Source organism: Streptomyces sp. NPDC032940, from assembly GCF_040636935.1.
In the GTDB taxonomy this organism is placed as follows: domain Bacteria; phylum Actinomycetota; class Actinomycetes; order Streptomycetales; family Streptomycetaceae; genus Streptomyces.
Genome location: NZ_JBEZVJ010000021.1, coordinates 63,985 through 84,433 on the forward strand (window position 1 = coordinate 63,985; position 20,449 = coordinate 84,433).

General features: G+C 73.7%; 24 protein-coding genes, 2 tRNA genes and 1 other RNA gene. 19 read left to right on the top strand and 8 right to left on the bottom strand.

The genetic code is table 11. The features are described from left to right. Positions 1-26 precede the first annotated feature (26 nt). Positions 27-125: signal recognition particle sRNA small type (gene ffs / locus AB0E77_RS23580), an RNA gene on the bottom strand. Between the two features lie 73 nt (positions 126-198). Between ffs and AB0E77_RS23585 the strand changes: the two genes are divergently transcribed. Both AB0E77_RS23585 and AB0E77_RS23590 read left to right on the top strand, forming a co-directional pair. Then, a tRNA-Ser gene (locus tag AB0E77_RS23585) sits at positions 199-286 on the top strand. Between the two features lie 275 nt (positions 287-561). Continuing rightward, positions 562-936 (top strand): hypothetical protein, encoded by a 375-nt coding sequence (locus AB0E77_RS23590; protein ID WP_361573678.1) that lies wholly within the window; start codon positions 562-564, stop codon positions 934-936. Between the two features lie 16 nt (positions 937-952). On the opposite strand, the gene AB0E77_RS23595 is transcribed toward AB0E77_RS23590, so the two are convergent. The 5 genes from AB0E77_RS23595 to AB0E77_RS23615 all read right to left on the bottom strand — a co-directional run bounded on the left by AB0E77_RS23595 (position 953) and on the right by AB0E77_RS23615 (position 6,839). After that, the gene (locus AB0E77_RS23595; RefSeq protein ID WP_361573680.1) at positions 953-2,731 is read right to left on the bottom strand and encodes a copper resistance protein CopC; all 1,779 of its coding nucleotides are present in this window, start codon (positions 2,729-2,731) and stop codon (positions 953-955) included. 191 nt (positions 2,732-2,922) lie between these two features. Next, on the bottom strand, positions 2,923-3,687 hold the full coding sequence (locus AB0E77_RS23600; RefSeq protein WP_361573682.1) for an SDR family NAD(P)-dependent oxidoreductase: 765 nt from the start codon (positions 3,685-3,687) through the stop codon (positions 2,923-2,925). Beyond that, on the bottom strand, positions 3,684-4,163 hold the full coding sequence (locus AB0E77_RS23605) for a cupin domain-containing protein (RefSeq protein WP_361573684.1): 480 nt from the start codon (positions 4,161-4,163) through the stop codon (positions 3,684-3,686). Before AB0E77_RS23605 ends, AB0E77_RS23600 begins: the two co-directional genes overlap by 4 nt. Positions 4,164-4,168: 5 nt before the next feature. Beyond that, complete coding sequence (locus AB0E77_RS23610; protein WP_361573686.1) at positions 4,169-4,777, bottom strand: GNAT family N-acetyltransferase; 609 nt, start codon at positions 4,775-4,777, stop codon at positions 4,169-4,171. Further along, entirely contained in the window at positions 4,770-6,839 is a 2,070-nt protein-coding gene (locus tag AB0E77_RS23615; RefSeq protein ID WP_361573688.1) for a penicillin acylase family protein, read from the bottom strand. Before AB0E77_RS23615 ends, AB0E77_RS23610 begins: the two co-directional genes overlap by 8 nt. Positions 6,840-6,921: 82 nt before the next feature. Between AB0E77_RS23615 and AB0E77_RS23620 the strand changes: the two genes are divergently transcribed. From AB0E77_RS23620 to AB0E77_RS23650, 7 genes are all read left to right on the top strand, one after another. Then, on the top strand, positions 6,922-7,644 hold the full coding sequence (locus AB0E77_RS23620) for a siderophore-interacting protein (RefSeq protein ID WP_361573690.1): 723 nt from the start codon (positions 6,922-6,924) through the stop codon (positions 7,642-7,644). A 24-nt stretch (positions 7,645-7,668) separates the two neighbouring features. Beyond that, positions 7,669-8,262, top strand: coding sequence for an HhH-GPD-type base excision DNA repair protein (locus tag AB0E77_RS23625; RefSeq protein ID WP_361573692.1), 594 nt, complete (start codon positions 7,669-7,671; stop codon positions 8,260-8,262). 97 nt (positions 8,263-8,359) lie between these two features. Beyond that, on the top strand, positions 8,360-9,037 hold the full coding sequence (locus AB0E77_RS23630) for an HdeD family acid-resistance protein (RefSeq protein WP_361573694.1): 678 nt from the start codon (positions 8,360-8,362) through the stop codon (positions 9,035-9,037). 121 nt (positions 9,038-9,158) lie between these two features. Beyond that, positions 9,159-9,878: a hypothetical protein gene (locus AB0E77_RS23635; RefSeq protein ID WP_361573696.1), complete on the top strand. Its 720-nt coding sequence runs from the start codon at positions 9,159-9,161 to the stop codon at positions 9,876-9,878. Positions 9,879-9,937: 59 nt separating this feature from the next. Further along, positions 9,938-10,075: a hypothetical protein gene (locus AB0E77_RS23640; protein WP_361573698.1), complete on the top strand. Its 138-nt coding sequence runs from the start codon at positions 9,938-9,940 to the stop codon at positions 10,073-10,075. A 155-nt stretch (positions 10,076-10,230) separates the two neighbouring features. Further along, complete coding sequence (locus tag AB0E77_RS23645) at positions 10,231-10,527, top strand: type II toxin-antitoxin system VapB family antitoxin (protein ID WP_003999914.1); 297 nt, start codon at positions 10,231-10,233, stop codon at positions 10,525-10,527. A 157-nt stretch (positions 10,528-10,684) separates the two neighbouring features. Continuing rightward, a complete protein-coding gene (locus AB0E77_RS23650; protein WP_361573777.1) occupies positions 10,685-11,302 on the top strand; it encodes a LytR C-terminal domain-containing protein in 618 nt (205 codons plus the stop codon). Positions 11,303-11,327: 25 nt separating this feature from the next. Here AB0E77_RS23650 and upp read toward each other — a convergent pair whose 3' ends face one another. After that, positions 11,328-11,963: a uracil phosphoribosyltransferase gene (gene upp / locus AB0E77_RS23655; protein ID WP_361573700.1), complete on the bottom strand. Its 636-nt coding sequence runs from the start codon at positions 11,961-11,963 to the stop codon at positions 11,328-11,330. A 163-nt stretch (positions 11,964-12,126) separates the two neighbouring features. On the opposite strand from upp, the gene AB0E77_RS23660 reads away from it, so the two are divergent. The 8 genes from AB0E77_RS23660 to AB0E77_RS23695 all read left to right on the top strand — a co-directional run bounded on the left by AB0E77_RS23660 (position 12,127) and on the right by AB0E77_RS23695 (position 16,814). After that, positions 12,127-12,363 (top strand): hypothetical protein, encoded by a 237-nt coding sequence (locus AB0E77_RS23660; protein ID WP_361573702.1) that lies wholly within the window; start codon positions 12,127-12,129, stop codon positions 12,361-12,363. Between the two features lie 321 nt (positions 12,364-12,684). Continuing rightward, complete coding sequence (locus tag AB0E77_RS23665) at positions 12,685-13,218, top strand: hypothetical protein (RefSeq protein WP_361573704.1); 534 nt, start codon at positions 12,685-12,687, stop codon at positions 13,216-13,218. 110 nt (positions 13,219-13,328) lie between these two features. Further along, positions 13,329-13,763, top strand: a complete 435-nt coding sequence (gene tadA, locus AB0E77_RS23670) for a tRNA adenosine(34) deaminase TadA (protein ID WP_361573779.1) — start codon at positions 13,329-13,331, stop codon at positions 13,761-13,763. A 66-nt stretch (positions 13,764-13,829) separates the two neighbouring features. Then, a tRNA-Ser gene (locus AB0E77_RS23675) sits at positions 13,830-13,917 on the top strand. A 153-nt stretch (positions 13,918-14,070) separates the two neighbouring features. Beyond that, complete coding sequence (locus tag AB0E77_RS23680) at positions 14,071-14,247, top strand: hypothetical protein (RefSeq protein WP_077801305.1); 177 nt, start codon at positions 14,071-14,073, stop codon at positions 14,245-14,247. Continuing rightward, positions 14,247-14,540, top strand: a complete 294-nt coding sequence (locus AB0E77_RS23685) for a Dabb family protein (protein ID WP_361573706.1) — start codon at positions 14,247-14,249, stop codon at positions 14,538-14,540. The genes AB0E77_RS23680 and AB0E77_RS23685 overlap by 1 nt, the downstream gene beginning before the upstream one ends. Positions 14,541-14,741: 201 nt before the next feature. Then, positions 14,742-15,593, top strand: a complete 852-nt coding sequence (locus tag AB0E77_RS23690; protein WP_361573708.1) for an RNA polymerase sigma factor SigF — start codon at positions 14,742-14,744, stop codon at positions 15,591-15,593. 294 nt (positions 15,594-15,887) lie between these two features. Continuing rightward, the gene (locus AB0E77_RS23695; RefSeq protein ID WP_361573709.1) at positions 15,888-16,814 is read left to right on the top strand and encodes an RNA polymerase sigma factor SigF; all 927 of its coding nucleotides are present in this window, start codon (positions 15,888-15,890) and stop codon (positions 16,812-16,814) included. Positions 16,815-16,914: 100 nt separating this feature from the next. On the opposite strand, the gene AB0E77_RS23700 is transcribed toward AB0E77_RS23695, so the two are convergent. After that, on the bottom strand, positions 16,915-17,115 hold the full coding sequence (locus tag AB0E77_RS23700; protein ID WP_361573711.1) for a hypothetical protein: 201 nt from the start codon (positions 17,113-17,115) through the stop codon (positions 16,915-16,917). A 206-nt stretch (positions 17,116-17,321) separates the two neighbouring features. Here AB0E77_RS23700 and AB0E77_RS23705 point away from each other — a divergent pair, with 206 nt between their 5' ends. Then, positions 17,322-17,822, top strand: a complete 501-nt coding sequence (locus AB0E77_RS23705; RefSeq protein ID WP_361573713.1) for a MarR family transcriptional regulator — start codon at positions 17,322-17,324, stop codon at positions 17,820-17,822. A gap of 13 nt (positions 17,823-17,835) precedes the next feature. Then, on the top strand, positions 17,836-20,370 hold the full coding sequence (locus tag AB0E77_RS23710; RefSeq protein WP_361573715.1) for an MFS transporter: 2,535 nt from the start codon (positions 17,836-17,838) through the stop codon (positions 20,368-20,370). Positions 20,371-20,449: the final 79 nt, after the last annotated feature.

Genomic DNA, 20,449 nt, shown 5'->3' on the forward strand with positions numbered 1-20,449 from the left:
CCCACCGACAACCGGACCGCCCGCAGAACGCAAGCGCCCCCCACGCACCCGCCAGAGCCGACCTACCCTTGCTGCCTTCCGGCCCTGGGGGAGTTCAGTCAGATAGCGCCGCGTGAGGGGCTGCGCCACAGGTTACCCGATGGGTGGCCCCGAGAACGAGTTCGCAAGCACTCTCCGGCGTCATGTAATGTTTGCCGCGGAGGATTCGCCTAGAGGCCTAGGGCGCACGCTTGGAAAGCGTGTTGGGGGCAACCCCTCACGAGTTCGAATCTCGTATCCTCCGCCAGTGCCTCACCGGGCACGATGTCGAAGGGCCCCACCGTTCGCGGTGGGGCCCTTCGACGTTGTCCCCGGCCCCCGGCCCCCGTCCCCCTCTCTCCCCCCTCTTCCGCTCATGCCGTACGTCACAAAAGTGCCCTTCGGCGTCGTGAGCGGGCGGGAACCGGCTGACTTCTGGCGGCCGGGTGGTCGTTCTCCGTCCATCGGCCCCGCGCCGGCCGGTCGCGTGCCACGCTGCCGAGCACATCACGCCGGGACACCAATCAGGGGACGGGACCGCACATGGCCGAGGACGTTCTGCATCTGCACACCACTCTCAGCGTCGAGGCGATCAAGGAGATCTTCGGCTCGACGCTCCAGCTCTCCCGGAAGGTCGAGTTCGGCACCGTCCCGGGAGGCGACGACCCCTTCGCGCGGAACGCCGACTTCCAGGCCTACGCGTCGCTCAAGACGGCGCTCGGCGGCTGGCTGGTGCAGATCTACGTCACCGACCGGACGGACGGCCGCGAGGTCCAGCTGGTCGCGGCCGGCTCCTCCGCACTGGGCCGCGCCTGGAAGGGGCTGCGGAACGCGTACTCCCTGAGCGACAGCCGGGAGAAGGCGGCGGCCGTGCGGGAACGGCTGAGCTCCGCCGACCCCGGGCTGCGGGTGGCCTGAGCGACGGCCTCTCCGCTCAGGGCAGGACCCGGATCCGCCTCGTCTCGCTCACCTGGTCCACCTCCGTGACGCGGACCGTCGCCTTCATGGTCCAGGTGCCCGGGAGGGGGAGGGTCAGGGAGTTGGCGCTCCAGTAGCCGCCCCGGTCGACCAGTTCGGCGGAGATCGGGCCGATGTCCTGGTCGGGGAGGGTGAAGGAGAGGCGGAGTTCGGGGACCGCGGCCAGGCTCTGGTCGGGGCCGAAGACGATGGCCTGCACCGCGTTGTCGCCGGTCCGGCCGGGGTCCAGGGTGATCTGGACCGTGCCCCGGCCGCCGGAGGCGCCCGTGTCGAAGGGGATCGTGGTGACGGACGCCGGCAGCACCCCGCCCGCCGGTGCCGAGCGCGCCGCCCCGGTCTCCGCGCGGCCCGGCGGGGTGCTGGTGAGCAGGGTCGTCAGCACGAGGACGACGCCCGCGACGACGGCCTCGGCCAGGACGGACCGGCGCAGGCCCCGGCGGTGGGCGGTGGCCTCGTCGGCGGGCTCGGGCCCGTCCCCTGCGGACGGGCCAACGGGCAGCCCCGCGGACGTTCCCGCGGGTGCCGCCGCGGCGCCCGCCGGAACGAGGATCTCCCGCTCCCGTACGGATGTCCTCGCCGCCTCCGTCGCCACCAGCGCGCCCGTCCACCGTCGCGACACCGCCGCCACCGCCAGCAGGACGCACACCCCGGCCAGCTTGGCCAGCAGCAGCCGCCCGTACGTCGTCCCGGTCAGCGCCGGCCAGGAACCGAGGCCGCGCCAGGACTGGTAGACGCCGGTGACGGCCAGGACGGTCACGCAGGCGAGGGCGGTGCGGGAGAAGCGGGCGACCGTGGCGGCGTCCGGGGAGCCGCGCAGCGTGGTGAGCAGGGCCACGAGGCCGCCGAGCCAGACGGCCATGGCCAGCAGGTGCAGTACGGAGGACGTCACCGCCAGGGGCACCTGCGGGCCGGCGGCCGCGTGCTCGGCGGCGGCCCAGGTCAGGGCCAGGCCGGCGGCCAGGGCGGTGCCCGTCGCGATGGTGAGGGGGCCGTGCTCGCGGCGGCGGGACGCGCGGGCGAGGAAGAGCGCGGTGGGCACGAGCAGCGCCAGCCGGGTCAGCAGCAGCACGCCGGGGCGGCCGGTGACGGTGTCGCCGAGGGCGGCGGCGTCCAGGGCCGTCGCGGGGCCGGTCCCCGCCTCGTACGGGGCGCGCAGCACCAGCAGCGCCACGGTGGCCGCCAGCAGCGTCCACCAGCCCGCCACCAGCGGGCGGCGCAGCGCGGCGGGGTCCGGCGGGCGGCACAGGGCGACGAAGGCGGCCGTGCCGATGAGCAGGGCGGCGGCGAGGTGGGCGAGGTAGCGGGCGATCCGGTGGAGGGTGGTGGTGAGCGGGTCCTCGGTGGGCCCGGCGGCGATCGCGGCCGCGGTCGACGAGGGCTTGCCGACGGAGAAGGTGAAGGCGCCGGAGACGGGGTGGCTGTCGGCCGACACCACCCGCCAGGCCACGGTGTAGGTGCCCTCGGCGAGCTTGCCCGGCAGGGTGACGCGGGCCGTGTCGGAGCGGCCGTCCGCGTGCCCGGCGTCCTCGGTGCGCACGCGGTGGCCGCCGGGGTCGAGGACGCGGAAGGAGTCGTCGCGCAGGCCGACGGACTCGGTGAAGGTCAGGGTGACGGTGCCGGGGGCCCGCCGGAGGACGGCGCCGTCGCCGGGGTCGGTGGAGCGGAGCGCGGCGTGGGCTGACGCCGGACCGGCACCGCCGAGGAGGATGAGGACCAGCAGGGCCGCCAGCAGCACGGCTCCCCGCGCCCCCGGCCGTGTCCGGAACCGGCGGGGGCCCTTTGCCGCACATCCCGTGTATCCCGCCCCGGCCGCACCACCAGCACCGCCACGCCTCACGTCACATCTCCGTCGCCCCGGAACCCGCCGCCTCGGGGATACGTACGGGCGTGGCGGGCGTCGTGCTCACCGCGGGGTCGGATCCGTCCTCACCACGTCGGGCGTGCCGTGACCCCGCCGTCCACGACCAGGTCGTGGCCCGTGATCCAGGACGCCAGCCGCGAGGCGAGGAACACGCACGCGTCGCCGACGTCCTCCGGGCGCCCCAGCCGTCCGGTGGGCGCCGCCCGCCGCCACCGGCGTACGCCCTCCGGCCAGGCCTCCTCCAGTCCGTCCCGGTCGATGAGGCCCGGCGAGACGGAGTTGACCCTGACGCCCCACGGGCCGTATTCCAGGGCCGCCGCACGGGCGTGCATCACGACCGCGGCCTTGGAGGCGCTGTAGTGCGCGTGGCCGGGGGCGGGGGCACCGGCCTCGACGGAGGCGATGTGGGTGACCGTGCCCCCGCCGTCCTGGGCCCGCATGATCCGGGCCGCGGCCTGCGTGCAGGCGAAGACGCCGGTGAGGTTGGTGTCCACCACCGCCCGCCACTCGGCGGCCGTCATTCCGGGCAACTCGCGCACCGGCTGCACGCCCGCGTTGTTGACCAGCGCGGTGAGCCGTCCGCCGCCCCAGTCGGCGGCGTCCTCGACCAGGCGCCGGCAGGCGTCCTCGTCGGTGAGGCCGGCCCGCAGCACCACCGCCCGGCCGCCGTGGTCCCGGATCCGCCCGGCCACGTCCCGCGCCGGTCCCACCGCCGTGCGGCAGTGCACCGCGACGGCCGCGCCCTCCTCGGCGAACCGCAGCGCGATGCCCCGGCCGATGCCGCCGCCCGCGCCCGTGACCAGGGCGACCTGACCGTCGAGGAGATTCATGGCCGGCACAGTTCCACGATCCGCGCGGCCTCGGCCGGATAGCGCGCCGTGAGGAGGTCCGCGTCGCCGTGTTCGTAGTCCCCGTAGGTGAATCCGGGCGCCATCGTGCAGCCGAACAGGGTCCACCCGCCGCCCGCCGTCACCCTGCCGCCCATCCAGGTCCCGGCGGGGACGGTGAACTGCACGTGCTGCCCGCCCAGGACGTCCGGGCCGAGGACCGCCGTGCGTGTGCCGCCGTCCGGACCGAGGAGCAGCAGCTCCAGCGGGTCGCCGAGGTAGAAGTGCCAGACCTCGTCGGCGGGCAGGCGGTGCAGGGCGGAGAAGTCGCCCGGGCGGGCGGTCAGCAGGGCGACGATGGCCGAGCCCGAGGGGCGGCCGTCCGGGCCCTGGGGTCCGGCCCAGGTCCGCCGGAACAGGCCGCCCTCCTTCGGGATCGGCTCCAGCCCGTAGTGCGCGACGAGGTCCTCTGGGGTCACCGGGGTCACTCCGGGAAGGCTACCTCCCGGCGCAGGAAGGCGAGTTGCGCCTTCTTCTCGGGCAGGTGCACCTCCGGGAGGTCGATCTCCGGCAGCAGGACCTCGGGTCCGGCGGTGAAGCCCTGCCGGAGGAAGCGGCCGACGGCCTTGACGTTGCGCACGTCCGGGTCGACCACGATCCGGCGGCGGTCCAGCCCCAGCAGGACGTAGGCCACGAGGGCCCCGGTCAGTGCGGCGGTCCAGCCGTGCCGCGGGCCGGCCGTCCCGCTGGGGGCGAGCAGCAGGTGGACGCCGATGTCGCCGGGTTCGACGTCGTAGCACTCGCTCACCCGGTCGGCCCCGGGTTCGTAGGTCTGGAACAGCGCGACGGGCTCGCCGTCCTTGACCACCAGGAAGGCGTGGTGGGTGTCGAGACCGGCCATGTGGGCGTAGACATCGGCGACCTGACCGGGCGTGAGGCCGTTCATGCCCCAGAAGGCGGCCCGCTCCTCGCTGACCCAGCCGTGGATCACCCCGGCGTCGGCGTCAGGGTCGACGGGCAGGACGCGGACGGTGCCGAAGCCGTCGATCACCTGCTCGTGGACGGGGGTACGGGAGAGGTACGGGTCAGACATCGGTCTCCTTCACGAGCCGGTCGAAGTCGGTGACCACCGGAGCGAGTTCCCCCGCGAGCCACAGGGGCTGCTGGTCGTGGTGGTGGGGCGATCCGGGCCGGCCCGAGGCGCCGTGGGGGACCACCCAGCGGCTGTCCTGACGGTCGGCCAGGTCCCAGACGTACCGGGCGGCGGGGCCGCGGGCGGCGCGGTCGGTGAGGCCGGGGACGGCGGAGGTGCACAGCACGCAGTCGTGGTCGCCGGAGAGGCCGGGCTCCTCGCGGGCGGCGTCCGGCAGGGCCCGCCAGGGGGCGAGGCGGTGGACGTCGCCCCAGGTGCCCGAGGGCTGCTGCGCGGCCACCTCCTCCAGGGCGGCGCGGGCGGTGGCGGCGCGGTCGATGCCGTACAGGTCCTCGGCGCGCAGCAGGTGTTCGAGGGCGTAGGCGACGCGCGGCACGAGCGCGAGCCAGGGCAGGAGCACCTCGGGGTACGCGGGCGGGACGGCGGCCACGGCGAGGGCCGGGTGGGCCGCCAGGTGCCGTACGAGCGCGCCGCGCACGGCCGCGTAGGCCGCGGCGTCGCTGCTGCCGGCGTCCATGCGGCGGTCCCAGGCGAGGAGACGCTCGCGCAGGGCGGCGGCCTCGGGCGTGAGGGCGTCCAGGGTGGCCAGCAGGTCGAGGAGCGGGGCGGAGGAGGCGAGGTGGGTGTCGGTGTGGATGGCGGGCATGCCGTCGGCCGACCAGCGGTCCCTGGCGGCGAGCAGGGCGGCGATGCGCTCGGCGCGGTGCGGCGGGGCGAACTCGACGCCGAGGGGGGCGGCCGGGCCGCGCTGGTTGGCCATCACGGCGACGCCGTCGGTGAGCCCGGCACGGGGCGTCTCGTGCCAGCCCCGCCATGCGTGGCCGGGCTCCCAGGCGGGCACCGGGCCCAGGCCGTTGGCGGCGGCCCGCACCGGCACCCGGCCCGCGACCCGGTGCAGCAGCCCGCCCTCGGTGTCGGCGGCCTGCACGACGTTGACCGGTTCGACCCACGCGTCCAGGGCCCGGTCCACGTCGGTGGTCCGGCGGGCCCGCAGCAGCGGCAGCAGGGCGGAGAAGCCCAGCTCGGCGGTGACGCGGGGCGGGTGGCGCAGGGCCAGGGCGACCTGGGTGCCGTCGTCCAGGCCCTCGGGTCCGCCGGCGATCACCGGGCCGCGGTCGGTCTCGATGACCTCGACCTCGACGGTCTCCTCGCCCGCGACCTCGATCAGCTCGGTGTGCCGGGCGGCCCGGTGCCAGGCGCCGTCCGGGCCGAGCGCCTCGACGCCGGCGCCGGTGCGGCGCAGCCGCTCGCGGTACAGGTCCTGGTAGTCGGCCATGGCGTTGGTGATGGCCCAGGCGACCGTGCCGGTGTGACCGAAGTGGGCGATGCCTGGGACGCCGGGCACGGCGAGGCCGACGACGTCGAACTCCGGGCAGGACAGGTGGATCTGCTGGTAGACGCCGGGGTCCTCGATGTAGCGGTGCGGGTCGCCGGCGATGACCGCGTGTCCGGTGACGGTCCGTTCGCCGCTCACCAGCCAGCCGTTGCTGCCCGCGGTGCCGGGCCCGTCGGCGGCGAACAGGGCGACGGCGTCCGGGCCGAGGTGTCCGGCGATGTGCTCGCGCCAGAGCTTGGCGGGGAAGCCGGCGAAGAGGATGTGGGTGGCGAGCCAGACGGCGAGCGGGGTCCAGGGCTCCCAGCGGCCGGGGGCGAGGCCGGCCGCCGCGAACTCGGGGGCGGGCTCGTCCCGCGCGAGCGACTCGTTCACGCCGTCGACGTACGCCCGCACCCACGCGGCCGTCTCCGGGTCCCGATCCTCCAGGGCCGCGAAGCAGCGGCGGGCGGTGTCGGCCAGCCGGGCCCGGCGCACGAAGCGGTCCCAGGGCAGCGCCTCGGCCCCGAGGAAGGCTGCCGAGGTGCCCTGGGCGCGGTGCCGCTCCACCTCGAGCTGCCAGGCCCGGTCGTGTGCGGTCACGCGGCCCTGGGCGCGGGCGAGCTCGCCCGCGCTGTCCGCGCGCAGATGCGGGATCCCCCAGGCATCGCGGTAGGTCTCGGCGCTCACCCCTGTGCCTCTACTTTCCTTTAGGTTAGGCTCACCTAAGTCAGACGTCGTGGCGGAATCGTACGTGAAAGGTGAGCGACCCATGGGGCAGGGGCGGGGTTGGGAGGGCGCGGTCCTCAAGCTGATGCGCGCCAAGGACTTCGAGTTCACCGTGACGGACGCCGAGGACGTCACCCCGCACTTCCGGCGGCTGCGCCTGTCCGACGGCGGCCTGCTGGCGGCGACCGGCGTCCACCCCACGATGTGGGTGCGCCTCTGGTTCGACAACGCGGGCAAACCGCACCAGCGGGCGTACACGCTGGTCGACCCGGACCCGGCGACCGGCACCTTCGGCATGGAGTTCGCCCTGCACGAGGGGTGCGCCAGCGACTGGGCGCGGGCCGCGAAGCCCGGCGACACCATCGAGGCGACGGTCCAGGGCACCGGCTTCCAGGACCCCGACCCGGCGCCCACGCGCCTCTTCGCCGTCGCCGACCCGGCCTCCCTGCCGGCCCTGAACTCGCTCCTGGACGCGCTGGACACGGTCCCGGCGACCATCTGGTTCGAGGGCGAGACCGAGGGCCTGCCACTGCGCACCGACCCGTCGCGGCACGAGATCCGCACGGTCCCGCGCCGCGACGAGGGCGCCCACCTGGTCGCCGAGGTGAAGGACGCGCTGCCCGGACTGCTCCGCGAGACCTCCGAGCCGTATGTCTGGATCGCCTGCGACACGGCGACGACCCGGGCCCTGGCCGGCCACGTCCGCAAGGACCTGGGCGTGCCCAGGCAGCGGGTGAACGCGCTGGGGTACTGGCGCGCGACCTGAGCCCGCACAGGCGATCATCGGGGCATGGACGTCACTCTTCACCTCGCCCAGGACCCCGAGGCCGACGAACTCCTCGGCCGCAGCCCGCTCGCCGCGCTGGTCGGCATGCTGCTGGACCAGCAAGTCCCCATGGAGTGGGCGTTCAAGGGCCCGTCGACCATCGCCCGCCGCATGAACGCCGAGGACCTGGACGCCCACGACATCGCCGCGTACGACCCCGAGGCGTTCGCGGCCCTGCTCTCCGAGAAGCCCGCCGTGCACCGCTACCCCGGCTCCATGGCGGGCCGCATCCAGCAGCTGTGCCGGTACCTCGTCGAGACCTACGACGGTGACGCCGAGGCGGTCTGGCGGGGCGTCGGCACCGGCAAGGAGCTGCTGAAGCGGCTCCAGGAGCTGCCCGGCTTCGGCAAGCAGAAGGCCCAGATCTTCCTGGCCCTGCTGGGCAAGCAGCTCGGCGTCCGTCCCGAGGGCTGGCGGGAGGCGGCGGGGGCCTACGGGGAGCCCAAGTCGTTCCGCTCGGTCGCCGACATCACCGGCCCCGAGTCGCTGACCAAGGTGCGTGCGCACAAGCAGGAGATGAAGGCGGCGGCGAAGGCCGCGAAGGCCGCCGGCGAGTGACGGACGGGTCCGTCGGGCGGCGCCCGTCCGCCCGCCGGGTCAGTCCGGTGGACCGCTCCGGGTGGCGGGACCGCCGCGGCCGATTTCAGCATGGACCATGACCGAGCCACCGAACGGCTCCCCCGGGGGCCCGTCGTACGACGACCGGGGGGTCCACGCCCGGCACGGGACGCACACCCGCCCGCCCGGCGGGTACGAGCCCGAGCCGCCCTTCGAAGGGCCCCTGCACACCCTGTCCCGCACCGCCTGGCAGGCGGTCCTGCTCACCGGGATCGCCTCGCTGGTGCTCGGCGTGCTCGTCCTGGTCTGGCCGGGCGCCTCCCTGCGGGTCGCCGGGGTGCTGTTCGGCCTCTACCTCGTCGTCAGCGGCGTCCTGCAACTCGCGTCCGCCTTCGGCACCCACAGCAGGACCTCGCTGCGCGTCCTCGCCTTCATCAGCGGCGCCGTGTCGATCCTGCTGGGCCTGTTCTGCTTCCGCGGCCTGCTCCAGTCGGTGCTGCTGCTCGCGCTGTGGATCGGCGTCGGCTGGCTGTTCCGCGGCATCACCCAGACCGTGGCCGCCGCCCACGACCCGGCGATGCCCGCGCGCGGCTGGCACCTCTTCCTCGGCATCGTCACGGTGTTCGCCGGCATCGTCCTGATCGTCTCGCCGGTCGAGTCGGTCGCCGTCCTCACCCTGCTGGGCGGCTGGTGGCTCGTGGTCGTCGGCGTGGTCGAGATCGTCACGGCCTTCGGCATCCGCGGCCGGGCCCGCCAGATCCCGCACACCGTGTGAACGGCACACCCCACCGTCCGGCGCGCCCCGCAGGGCGTACGCCGGACGGGGACACGACCCGCACGCCCCCGCGCCGCCCGCCCCGGCCACGCGCCGTGCCGGCCACCGGGACACGCCGGGTGTGCCCGCACCGCCCGTCGGCGCCCCCAGCCGCACCGGTCGCCACGGCACGGCCATCCGGTACACGCCCCGCACACCCGCGCCGCACCCCACCGCACCGCACTCCACCGCACCGCACTCCACCGCACCGAGCCACGCCGGACACCGCGTCACCGCCGGTCCGGACACGCCCCACCCGCCCCCACCGCACGCCGGTGCCATGGGCCACCGCACCGCGAGCCCGGCCATGAGCTGCGTGCCCATGCCGCCCCCCACCTCCCCGAGCCCGCGACGCACCCCACGCCCCGTCGGCGCCGCCCACGCCGGGCGCACCGTCAGCGCCGCCGGCCCGGTCCGTGCCGCTCGCACCGTCCGCGCCGGGCGCACCGACCGCCCCGTCAACGCCGCCCGCGCGGGGCACCGCGACGCCTGGGTGCGGGCCCTCGTCCTGCTGCTGGCCCTGCTCGTGCCCTGCGCACACGCACGGGCCCTGGCGGGGCCGCCGCCCCCGGTGCCGGCCGTCGAGAGCGGCGGAGCCGGCGGCGCGGGCGGCACGGCCGCCGAGTACGACCACCTCGACACCGCCCCGAGGGCACCCGACCGGCTCGCCCGGCGCCTGCCGACGCCCCGGAGGACCCCCCTGCCCCGGACCGCCGGGCCCGCCCGCGCCGACGGCCGCCCGGTACCCCCCGCTCCGCCGCACTCCCCGCGCGGCACGCGCTCCGTGGTCCTGCGCTGCTGACCGGACCGCCGCACCGGTCCCCCGGCCCGCCCACGGAACGCACCCTCAGGAGCACAGCCATGCCCCACGACCCCTACGCCGTCCTGCGCGCCCTCCTGCGCGCCGAAGCCGCCCGCCGCACGCCCACGGGACCCGAGCCCGGACCGCGGACCCCGCGCCAACAGCGGCCGCCCGCGCGGGAAGAGAGGCGTGACTGACCGGCGAGTCCGCGGTCACCGCGCCCGGGTGGGACGCCCCCACGGCCGTCCCACCCGGGCCGCCTTCCCGATTGCCCTCGTTTACGGCATCTTTCCGGCGCCGCACTGCCCCGCCATGGCTGCGCCCGCGACGCCCGGGCCGGTAGGCTTTCCGTGTGATCTTCAAGCGCATCGGAAACGGCCGGCCGTACCCCGACCACGGCCGGGAAAGCACCCGGCAGTGGGCGGACGTCGCGCCGCGCCCGGTCCGCCTCGATCAGCTCGTGACGACCAAGGGCCAACTGGACCTGGAAACCCTCCTCGCCGAGGACTCCACGTTCTACGGCGACCTCTTCGCGCACGTCGTGAAGTGGCAGGGCGACCTCTATCTGGAAGACGGCCTCCACCGCGCGGTCCGCGCCGCGCTGCAACAGCGTCAGGTGCTGCACGCGCGCGTCCTCGAACTCGACTGACCGGGCCCCGGCGAGCTCCGCCCCGGCCCCGCGACGCCGCGGCTTGACCCTTTCGGGTTGCATTGCACCGAACCGCGGAACACCGACTGATCATCTAATAGGCATCACCGCCCAAGCGCACTACGCTGCGCCCATGAGCATGCTGACTCCCCCTGGCATGGGCGGCCAGTACAAGATCACGGGGGACAAGTACCCGCGGATGCGCCCGGCCCGGCGACGCGGCAGGCTCGCGTTCGCCGGCGTCGCCTGCGCCACCGTCCTCGGCCTCCTCGGCTGGGGCACCCTGCAGCTCATCGACGTCTTCACCGGCGGCGACGAGGCCTCGGCGGCCGGTGCCGCCGCCTGCCGGACCGCCCCGGCCCGCGCCAGCGCCTCGCCGGCCGCCGTGGCCGTGCCGAAGCCGGCGCAGATCACCGTCAACGTCCTGAACGCCACGACCCGCAAGGGCCTGGCCCAGCAGACCGCCGACGAGCTGAAGAAGCGCGGCTTCCGCATCGGCGACGTGAGCAACGCGCCCGCGGAGTTCGACAAGAAGGTCGCCGGCTCGGGTGTGCTGCTCGGGCCCGCCGCGGCCCTGAAGGGCTCGCTGCCCGTGCTCGGCACCCAGCTCCCGGCCGCCGAGCGCCGCACCGACGCGGCCCGCAAGGGCGCCACCGTGGACCTGATCATCGGCGACGGCTTCAAGGGGCTCGCGGCGCGAGCGGACGCCGACGCGGCGCTGACCCGGATGGCCGCACCGCAGCCGGCGTCCGCCGCGGAGAAGAAGGACTGCTGAGCAGCAGTACGGTGACGTCGGGCCGCTACTCGGCCGCTCCGTACATCCGGTCGCCCGCGTCGCCGAGGCCCGGCACGATGTAACCCTGGTCGTTGAGGCGTTCGTCGACCGAGGCCGTCACGACCGTCACCGGGGTGCCGGCCAGCTCGCGCTCCATCACCTCGACGCCCTCGGGCGCCGCCAGCAGCACCACGGCCGTCACGTCGTCGGCGCCGCGCTTGATCAGCTCCTGGATGGCCGCTACCAGCGTGCCGCCGGTGGCCAGCATCGGGTCCAGGACGTACACCTGGCGTCCCGAGAGGTCGTCCGGCATGCGGGTGGCGTAGGTGGAGGCCTGCAGCGTCTCCTCGTTACGCACCATGCCGAGGAAGCCCACCTCGGCGGTCGGCAGCAGCCGGACCATGCCGTCGAGCATGCCGAGGCCGGCCCGCAGGATCGGCACCACCAGCGGGCGCGGGTGGGAGAGCTTGACGCCGGTGGTCTGTGTCACCGGCGTCTGGATGTCGACCTGTTCGGTGCGCACGTCGCGCGTGGCCTCGTAGGCGAGCAGGGTGACCAGCTCGTCGGCGAGGCGGCGGAAGGTCGCGGAGTCCGTGCGCCGGTCGCGCAGGGTGGTGAGCTTGTGGGCGACCAGGGGGTGGTCGACGACGTGGAGACGCATGTCCCCCACAGTAACCGGGCCCCGTCCCACCGGCTTCCCCCACCGGCTTCCCCGGCCTCCCCGCGGGCGGGCAAGCGTCCGTGGCGGGTCCTTCACCCGCCCGCAGGCGTCGAACCGTCCGTCCGGGGGAAGGTGGGAGGGACGGACGCTGGGTGGTGAGACTGTGCCTGACCGGGACACACGCGACACGTCGTCCCCGAGCGAGGAGCCGGGGACGCCTCGAAGGACGGGGACGCAGCACAGGCCGGGGCCGGACGCGGAGTCCGAGCGCCGACGGCGCCGGGCCCAGTTCCTGCGCGACCTCGCGGAGGCCCGGGAGCTGCGGGACCGCGTCCAGCCGCGCCGCGCCAAGACCGCCCGGCTGCGCCACGCGATGCGCATGCGCACCTTCCGCTGGTAGCGCGGGGTCCCTTTCCAGAGCCCGTCGGGGGAAGATCGCGCGCCGCGCCGACGGCACGGGAACGGGGGTGCACGGCCCCGGGGCAAAGCCGCGTACGATCCGCGAGTGGCGGCACGTACTGCGCCGCCGGGTCCGGCACGGACACGTACGCACGGACCCGCGATCAAAACAGCGGGACACAGGGCGCCGAAGACGTCCCCCGAAAGCCTTGTTTCTGCCACGATTCCGAGTGGGTGGGGCTCGGAGGACCGCTTGCCCCGCCCACAACCTCCGCCGGGGGGACCCCCAACCGGCACGCCTACGACCAGTGGGAGAGTCACGGTGTACTTCACCGCACTGCTCGCGCGCACCGAAGACGGGTGGGAAGCGAGCGACACGGAGCTCGACGATGTGGAGACCCTGTCGGATCTGACCGACCTGGCCCGGGAAGCCTCTCCCGACGAGGACACGGTGCTCGTGCTGATCGAGCAGGAGGACGCGTGGTTCGGCGTCGTCCGCGTGGACGGCGAGGAGGATCCGCGCATCTACGTCTCGGACGCCGCCGCGGCCGCCCGCAGCAGCTACGGCGAGATCCTCCTCACCGACGAGCTGCTCGGCCGGGAGCCCGGTGACGACGTCGCCGACCTCGACGCCCTCGACCTCGACGGCACCGAGGACGGCGAACCCGAGGACGAGGCCGACGGCGACGACGCGGACGCCGGCGAGTCCTCCGTGCCGCACGGCCCGGTCGGTGACGCCCAGGTCCTCGACGACCTCGGCGTCAGCGAGAAGGAGCTGCGGTCGCTGTCCGGGGACGCGGTCGGCGAGATCGCCGAGGCACTCGGCGTCTCCGAGGTGCTGGAGGCGGTCCGCTGACCGCACCGATCGACGAGGGTCCGGGTCCGGTGCCGCCGGCCCCGGACCGGGACCCCGCCGCGTACGGCCCGGCCGCGGCGGACCCGGTGCGCGACCCGTGGCGGCCCGCGATGCGGCTCGCCCTCGCCGAGGCCGGGCTGGCCGCCCGGGGCGGGGACGTTCCCGTCGGCGCCGTCGTGCTGGCCCCGGACGGCACCACCGTGCTGGCGGCCGGGCACAACGAACGCGAGGCCACCGGCGACCCGACGGCCCACGCGGAAGTGCTGGCGGTCCGGCGGGCCGCCGCGCGGCTCGGCGACCGGTGGCGGCTGACCGGCTGCACACTCGTCGTCACCCTGGAGCCGTGCACGATGTGCGCGGGCGCACTGGTGCAGTCCCGCGTGGACCGCGTGGTCTACGGCGCCCGCGACGACAAGGCGGGCGCGGCCGGCTCCCTGTGGGACGTGCTGCGCGACCGGCGGCTCAACCACCGGCCCGAGGTGATCGAGGGCGTGCTCGCCGAGGAGTGCGCCCTGCTGCTCACCGACTTCTTCCGCGAACGCTGACCCCCTCGGCGGGGCCGCGGGATATGGATTTCGAACCACGCCGCACTGTGCTGTAAGGTCTCTCTCGGTAGCGTGTCCGAGCGGCCGAAGGAGCTCGCCTCGAAAGCGAGTGTGGCGCAAGTCACCGAGGGTTCAAATCCCTCCGCTACCGCCACAGAAGGGCCCAGTCCGAGGACTGGGCCCTTCGCCTTTCCCGGGCGACGCCGGGGCCCACCGCCGAAACGGGGCATTGATCGCACACGGGAGCGGACAGTTACACTCACCGCCGGTAGCGCAGAGTCCGAGGAAGTCCCAGGGGGAGGCCGCGGTGGCGGTGAACGCGAAGAAGATCGCCGTCTACGTGCTCGTGGTCTTCGTGCTGTACGTGATCATCACGGACCCGGCCAAGGCCGCCGACTATGTCCAGATCGGGTTCCAGGGCATCTCCGACGCCGCGGGAGCCGTCGGGGACTTCATGACCTGGGCCGCCAACGGAGGAAAGTGATGATCCGTCACCTGGTGCTGTTCAAGCTGAACGAGGGCGTCGAGCGCGACGACCCGCGCGTCGTGAAGGGCGTCGAGGCCTTCCGGGCCCTCGGCGGCCGGATCGAGGAGCTCCGCTTCTGGGAGTGCGCCTGGAACATCAGCGACCGCCCGATCGCCTACGACTTCGCCATCAACTCCGCCGTGGACGACGCCGACGCCCTGAAGCGCTACCTCGAGCACCCGGCGCACCAGGCGGGCGTCGCGCTGTGGCGGGAGTTCGCCACCTGGGTGATCGCCGACTACGAGTTCTGAGGCACCGCGCACCGACCAGCCCCCCGCCGGAAACGTCGGGGGGCTGGTCCGTGTCCGGGGACGACCGCACCCCGCCCGCCCCGAATGTCCCCAACACGGCGTTATGGGGTGCTTGCACACCGTGCGCATGTCTTGTGATGCTATGACCGCTTTTGACGGAGAGTTGACGGATGAGTTGACGGACACGAGGTGGAGTTGACCGTGCCGGCCAGTACTGCGCCTCAGGCACCGCCCGCGCCCCCCGCACAGGCCCAGGAGGCGCCCGCGCGGCCCGCAGCGCAGCAGCGCAGCCGGGGCGCCGACACCCGGGCCCTGACCCAGGTGCTCTTCGGGGAGCTCAAAGGACTGGAGCCGGGCACGCCGGAGCACGACCGCGTGCGCGCGGCGCTCATCGAGGCCAACCTCCCGCTGGTCCGCTACGCCGCCGGGCGCTTCCGCTCGCGCAACGAGCCGATGGAGGACGTCGTCCAGGTCGGCACCATCGGGCTCATCAACGCCATCGACCGCTTCGACCCGGACCGCGGCGTACAGTTCCCGACCTTCGCCATGCCCACCGTGGTCGGCGAGATCAAGCGCTACTTCCGCGACAACGTGCGCACCGTGCACGTGCCGCGCCGCCTGCACGAGCTGTGGGTGCAGGTCAACAGCGCGACCGAGGACCTGACGACCGCCTTCGGGCGCTCCCCGACCACGGCCGAGATCGCGGAGCGGCTGCGCATCGGCGAGGACGAGGTGCTCTCCTGCATCGAGGCCGGCCGGTCGTACCACGCCACCTCGCTGGAGGCCGCGCAGGAGGGCGACGGGCTGCCGGGGCTGCTCGACCGGCTGGGCTACGAGGACCCCGCGCTGGACGGCGTCGAGCACCGCGACCTCGTCCGTCATCTGCTCGTCCAGCTCCCGGAGCGGGAGCAGCGCATCCTGCTGCTGCGCTACTACAGCAATCTCACCCAGTCGCAGATCAGCGCGGAGCTCGGCGTCTCGCAGATGCACGTGTCGCGGCTACTGGCGCGTAGTTTCCAGCGATTGAGGTCCGCCAACCGGATCGACGCATAATCTGGATACGCAACCCGGCGCACAACCGAAAGCACGACCGAGCGGTCACCGGGACGAGCGAATCGCTCACCAGGGTCTTTGGCGGCGGTTTTCGTCCGACAGACCGTCATACCCCCTGTTTCCAGGGGGTTTTCACGTCTCGCATGTCGACATGTCACTACAGCGCGTTGCCGACATGTGACATTCTGCCGGAGACGCGTTTGCCGGGGCTCCGGCGCCGGTAATTCAGGTGAAGGCTGCGTTCCCGCCGTGGGAGCGTCCGCCGCGACCGTCCCGCGACCCAAAGGGGGTGGCATGTCCGCAGACCAGGGCAGCTCGAAGGTGCTCGCGCTCGCGGAGAGCGAGACCGCGCCCGACGCGCTCCAGGCGCTCGGCGCCATCGATGACGTCCCGACCCTCGACGCCGTGCCGGCCCAGGCCCTCCCGGCAGCCGAAGCCCCCGCCCTGGCGGCCTCGACGAACATCGACACCCGCACCCTGTCCCGCTCCCTGTTCCTGCGGCTCGCCGCCCTCGACGAGGACAGCCCGGAGCGCGCGTACGTCCGGGACACCCTGATCGAGCTCAACCTCCCGCTGGTGCGCTACGCCGCCGCCCGCTTCCGCTCCCGCAACGAGCCGATGGAGGACATCGTCCAGGTCGGCACCATCGGCCTGATCAAGGCGATCGACCGCTTCGACTGCGAGCGGGGCGTGGAGTTCCCGACCTTCGCGATGCCGACGGTCGTGGGCGAGATCAAGCGGTTCTTCCGGGACACCTCGTGGTCCGTGCGCGTCCCGCGCCGGCTCCAGGAGCTGCGCCTGGCGCTGACCAAGGCCAGCGACGAGCTCTCCCAGAAGCTGGACCGCTCTCCGACCGTGGGCGAACTGGCCGCCGTGCTGGGCGTGTCCGAGGAGGACGTCGTCGACGGCCTCGCGGTGGGCAACGCGTACACCGCCTCCTCGCTGGACTCCCCGGCCCCGGAGGACGACGGCGGCGAGGGCTCGCTGGCGGACCGGCTCGGCTACGAGGACACGGCGCTGGAGGGCGTGGAGTACCGCGAGTCCCTGAAGCCGCTGCTGGCCAAGCTGCCGCCGCGGGAGCGGCGGATCATCATGCTGCGCTTCTTCGCCAACATGACCCAGTCGCAGATCGGCGAGGAGGTCGGCATCTCGCAGATGCACGTCTCGCGGCTGCTCACCCGCACCCTGTCGCAGCTGCGCGAGGGCCTGATCTCGGACTGAGACCGCCGCGCCGCCGCCCGCGGCGCCCCGTGACGGCACGACGACCGCCGCGGCACCCTCCAGGGGGCCGCGGCGGTCGTGTCGTAAGGGGGTCCGCCCGCTACTTCAGCGCCAGCCAGGCAACGGCCGCGACGACCACCACGGCGGCCAGGACGCCGACGATCAGGCCGATGCGGGGGCCCGAGGAGGCGACGGGGTCCGCCTGCCGGGCCTGGGGGGCGCCCTCGTCGACGAACGCGCGGAACATCTGGGTGCTGCCTGCGGGGTCGTAGTTGCCCTGGGGGCCCTGGTTGTTAGCCATGGGCCGAGACACTAGCGAATACGCGGTTCCGGCCCAAGTGGGGGGCTCCGACAAGCCGTTGTCCCAGGTCACCGCCGCCCACCTGGGCGTTTACTATCGCAATACTTGCCTTTGCCAACTTTTTATGACCCTGGGCCCCTTTTTATTTGCCTGTAGCAACCAACCGCTCCTATGGTTGCCCTAAGCAACGAATGCGGGAGGTGCGCATGGCCGAGAGGGCGCAGTACGAGGAGCTGATCCGCCAGTTCAGCGCCTTCGGCGCCGTGAAACGGGAACTGGGCCGGATCCTCCCGGCCGACTGCCCCGGCGGATCGGCCGCCGTACTGACGCTGCTGGGCCGCCATGGCGACATGCGCATGAGCAAGCTCGCGGAGCTGCTCGCGGTGGACATGTCGGTGACCAGCCGCCATGTCGCCCACATCGCCGAGCGGGGCTGGATCGAACGCTCCCCGGACCCGGCGGACAAGCGCTCGCGCATCCTGCGCCTGACGCCCGAGGGCCAGGCCCAGCTGGACGACCTGTCCGAACGGACGACCCAGCTGCTGGCCCACCGCCTGAGCGACTGGTCCGACGAGGAGGTCGGCCAGCTCACCCGGCTCATGACCAGGCTCCGGGCGAGCTTCGACGACTGCCGGTCCCCCGTGGGCCGGCCCGCCGTACCACCCGCGGTCGAACAGACCACCCGTACACCCGCAGTCACCACGTAAGCAAAGGAAGTCCATGGCAACGACCACACCAGCCGGTGTGCGGGCTCATGCCAAGCACGGGGGAGGCTCCGCCGGAGACGCTCCGATGTCGCACCGGCAGATCATGGAGGCGCTGTCCGGGCTGCTGCTCGGCATGTTCTGCGCCATCCTGTCCTCGACCATCGTCACCAACGCCCTGCCCGAGATCGTGGGCGACCTCGGTGGCGGCCAGAGCGCCTACACCTGGGTCGTCACCGCCTCGCTGCTGACGATGACCGCCTCCACCCCGCTGTGGGGCAAGCTCGCCGACCTGGTCAGCAAGAAGGCCCTGGTCCAGATAGCCCTCTGCGTCTACGTCCTCGGCTCCGTCGTGGCCGGCCTGTCGCAGAACTCGGGCATGCTGATCACCGCCCGTGCCATCCAGGGTCTGGGCGCCGGCGGTCTGTCCGCCCTGGCCCAGATCATCATGGCCGCGATGATCTCCCCGCGTGAGCGCGGCCGGTACTCCGGCTACCTCGGCGCGACCTTCGCCGTCGCCACCGTCGGCGGCCCGCTGCTCGGCGGCGTCATCACCGACACCAGCTGGCTCGGCTGGCGCTGGTGCCTGTACGTCGGCGTGCCCTTCGCGATCATCGCGCTGATCGTGCTGCAGAAGACGCTGCACCTGCCGGTGACCAAGCGGAAGGTCAAGGTCGACTGGGCCGGCGCCTTCTTCGTCACGGCGGCCGTCTGCCTGCTGCTCGTCTGGGTCACCTTCGCCGACGACAAGTACGCCTGGATGTCCTGGCAGACCGGCGTGATGGTCGGCGGCGCCGTCGTCCTGACGCTGATCTTCCTCTTCGTCGAGTCCAGGGCCAGCGAGCCGATCATCCCGCTGCGCCTGTTCAAGAACCGCACCATCACCCTGGCGTCGATCGCCTCGCTGTTCGTCGGTATCGCGATGTTCGCGGGCACCGTCTACTTCAGCCAGTACTTCCAGCTGGCCCGGGACAAGTCGCCCACCATGTCGGGCGTCATGACCATCCCGATGATCGGCGGTCTGTTCGTCTCCTCCACGGTCTCCGGTCAGGTCATCACCAAGACCGGCAAGTGGAAGGGCTGGCTGCTGGCCGGCGGTGTGCTGCTGACGGCGGGCCTCGGCCTGCTGAGCAGCATGCGCTACGACACCCCGTACTGGCACATCGGCATCTTCATGGCGCTGATGGGTCTCGGCGTCGGCATGATGATGCAGAACCTCGTGCTGTGCACGCAGAACCAGGTGGCCCCGAGCGACCTGGGTGCCGCGTCCTCCACGGTGACCTTCTTCCGGTCCCTCGGCGGTGCGGTCGGCGTCTCGGTGCTCGGCTCGATCATGTCGACCCGGATCAGCCACTACGCCAAGGACAGCATCGGGCAGCTCAAGCCCGAGGAGCAGCTGGCGGCCGGCAAGGCCATGGGCTCCGGCCAGATCCCCGACATGGACCTGCTGCCCGCGCCCATCCGCACCTGGCTGGAGAGCGCCTACGGGCACGGCATCGCGGACATCTTCCTGTACGTCGCGCCGATCGCCGCCCTGGCCTTCATCGTGACGCTGTTCATCAAGGAGGTGCCGCTGCGCACCACCGGCGCCCTGGCCCAGGCCGCGGAGTCCGCCGCCGAGACGGCCTCCCCGGCCGCCCCGGTCCCGGCCGAGGCCGCCCGGGTCGCCGAGCCGGTTCCGGCCGGTGCGGTCGCCGCCGTGCAGGACTCCGGTGCCGCCGCCCAGCCCGCGGCAACGCAGCGGCTCGCCGCGGTCGCCACGGCCGCGAGCCCCGAGGCCCCCGTCTCCGGCGGCATCCCGGTCCGCGGCTTCGTCCGCGGCGCCGAGTCCGCGCCGGTCGCGCAGGCCGCCGTCACCCTGATCTCGCTGTCGGGCCGGCAGCTGGGACGGTCGGTCGCCCAGGCCGACGGCTCCTACGCCGTCGACGCGCCGAGCGCGGGGTCGTACGTCCTGATCGCCTCCGCCGACGGCTTCCAGCCGCAGGCGTCGACGATCGTCGTCAACGGTGAACCGGTCGCCTACGACATCCTGCTCAGCGGCACCAGCGGGCTCACCGGCCTGGTGCGGGCCGTGGAGAGCGGGCAGCCGGTCAAGGACGCGATGGTGATCGTGACCGACGTGCGCGGTGACCTGCTGGCCACCGCCGCCACCGGGGAGGCGGGCGAGTTCACCTTCGCCGAGCTGGTGCCGGGCACGGTGACCGTCGCGGTGAACGCCGCCGGGTACCGGCCGCGCGCGCTGCCCGTCGAGGTGGGCGGCACCGGTGTCACCCGCGTCGAGGTCGACCTCCAGGCCGGCGCCGAGGTCCAGGGCGTGGTGCGGGCGCCGCACGGCCCGCTGGCCGACGCCCGCGTCACCCTGGTCGACGCGGCCGGCAACGTGGTCGGCACGGCCACCACCGGCTCGGACGGGGCGTACGCCTTCACCGACCTGGACGCCGGTGAGTACACCGTCATCGCGACCGGCTACCCGCCGGTGGCGACGGCCCTCACGGTCGCCGGCCAGGGCGTCGACGGCCACGACATCGAGCTCGCCCACCCCGGCGAGTAGCAGGACCCCGGCCCGTGGTGGCGTGCGCGCTCCGAGCGGAGGTGCGCCCGCCCCCACGGGCCGGTCTCTTCACGACCAC